This is a genomic window from Inquilinus sp. NPDC058860, assembly GCF_042743185.1.
Classification (GTDB): Bacteria; Pseudomonadota; Alphaproteobacteria; order DSM-16000; family Inquilinaceae; genus Inquilinus.
Genome location: NZ_JBHYMS010000138.1, coordinates 1 through 2,027 on the forward strand (window position 1 = coordinate 1; position 2,027 = coordinate 2,027).

Genomic DNA, 2,027 nt, shown 5'->3' on the forward strand with positions numbered 1-2,027 from the left:
TGTCATGCCCGGGCTCGACCCGGGCATCCAGGGATTGTCGACACCCTCTGGATTGCCGGGTCAAGCCCGGCAATGACAAGGAGGGGGAAGCCGTCACCCCTGGTTCAGCACCCCGGCATGGTGGCGGATGTGGTCGGCGATGAAGGTGGAGATGAAGTAGTAGCCGTGGTCGTAGCCGGGGTGGCGGCGCAGGGTCAGTGGCTGCCCGGCCTTGCGGCAGGCCGCCTCGAGCAGATGCGGGTGCAGCTCGCGCTCCAGGAACTGGTCCGCCTCGCCCTGGTCGATCAGCAGGTCCGGGCACCGCGCCCCGCCTTCGACCAGCGCCGTCGCGTCCCACTGCGCCCAGTGGGACTGATCGGCCCCGAGATAGCGCGAGAACGCCTTCTGCCCCCACGGGCATTGCGACGGCGCCGCGATCGGCGCGAAGGCCGACACCGACCGGTAGAGCCCGGGGTTGCGCAGCGCCGCCACCAGCGCCCCGTGCCCGCCCATCGAATGCCCGAAGATCCCCATCGCGCTGCGCCGCGCCGGGAAGTGCTTGCCGATCATCTCCGGCAGCTCCCGCGTCACATAGCCGTGCATCCGGTAGCCGTCGCGCCAGGGTGCCTCGGTCGCATCGAGATAGAACCCGGCCCCGAGCCCGAAATCCCAGCTCTCGTCGTCGCCCGGATGGCGCCGGTCGCGCGGGCTGGTGTCCGGCGCCACCAGCATCAGCCCGAACTCCGCCGCATGCTGCAGGGCGCCGGCCTTGATGATGAAGGTCTCCTCGGTGCAGGTCAGCCCGGCGAGGTAGACCAGCACCGGCACCGGCCGCTCCTGCGCCTGCGGCGGCACGTAGACCGCGAACCGCATCTCGCCGCCGGTCTCGGCCGAGGCATGGCTGTAGAACCCGACCTCGCCGGCGAAGGCCCGGTGCTTGGCTCGTGTGACCAGCTCCGCCATCAGAACTCGACCACCGTGCGGATCGACTTGCCCTCATGCATCAGGTCGAAGCCCTCGTTGATCCGCTCCAGCGGCAGCTTGTGCGTGATCATCGGGTCGATCTCGATCTTGCCCGACATGTACCAGTCGACGATCTTCGGCACGTCGGTCCGGCCCCGCGCCCCGCCGAAGGCCGTGCCCTTCCACACCCGCCCGGTCACCAGCTGGAACGGACGGGTCGAGATCTCCTGCCCCGCACCGGCCACGCCGATCACGATGCTCTGGCCCCAGCCGCGATGGCTGCTCTCCAGCGCCGCCCGCATCACCTTGGTGTTGCCGGTGCAGTCGAAGGTGTAGTCGGCCCCGCCGATCTGGTCCGCGCCCCGCTTGGTCAGGTTCACCAGATACGGCACCAGGTCGCCCTCGACCTCGCCGGGGTTGACGAAATGGGTCATGCCGAAGCGCTCGCCCCATTCCTTCTTCGAGTTGTTCAGGTCGACGCCGATGATCATGTCGGCCCCGGCCAGCCGCAGACCCTGGATCACGTTCAGCCCGATGCCGCCGAGCCCGAACACGATCGCGGTCGCGCCCTCCTCCACCTTCGCCGTGTTGATCACCGCACCGATGCCGGTGGTCACGCCGCAGCCGATGTAGCAGATCTTGTCGAACGGCGCGTCCGGGTTGACCTTGGCCAGCGCGATCTCCGGCAACACCGTGAAGTTCGAGAAGGTCGAGCAGCCCATGTAGTGGAAGATCTTCTCCTTGCCGAGCGAGAACCGGCTGGTGCCGTCCGGCATCAGCCCCTGGCCCTGGGTCGACCGGATCGCCGTGCACAGGTTGGTCTTGCGCGACAGGCAGGACGGGCACTGCCGGCATTCCGGCGTGTACAGCGGGATCACATGGTCGCCCTTGGCCAGGCTGGTCACGCCCAGCCCGACATCGACCACTACCCCTGCGCCCTCATGCCCCAGGATCGACGGGAACAGCCCTTCCGGATCCGCCCCCGACAGCGTGAACTCGTCGGTGTGGCAGATCCCGGTCGCCTTGATCTCGACCAGCACCTCCCCGAACTTCGGGCCCTCCAGGTCCACCTCCATGATCTCCAG

2 protein-coding genes are annotated in these 2,027 nt (G+C 68.4%); both read right to left on the reverse strand.

Annotated elements, in window-relative coordinates:
• Positions 1-93: 93 nt before the first annotated feature.
• The gene (gene fghA, locus ACFW16_RS36060) at positions 94-942 is read right to left on the reverse strand and encodes an S-formylglutathione hydrolase (protein WP_380313921.1); all 849 of its coding nucleotides are present in this window, start codon (positions 940-942) and stop codon (positions 94-96) included.
• The coding region (locus ACFW16_RS36065) for an S-(hydroxymethyl)glutathione dehydrogenase/class III alcohol dehydrogenase (protein WP_380313922.1) at positions 942-2,027 on the reverse strand (1,086 nt) is incomplete at its 5' end. The genes ACFW16_RS36065 and fghA, both read right to left, overlap by 1 nt.

Bases quoted from the DNA above. Each gene is read 5' to 3' on its own strand.
- fghA (WP_380313921.1), bottom strand. From the start codon at position 942: ATGGCGGAGCTGGTCACACGAGCCAAGCACCGGGCCTTCGCCGGCGAG.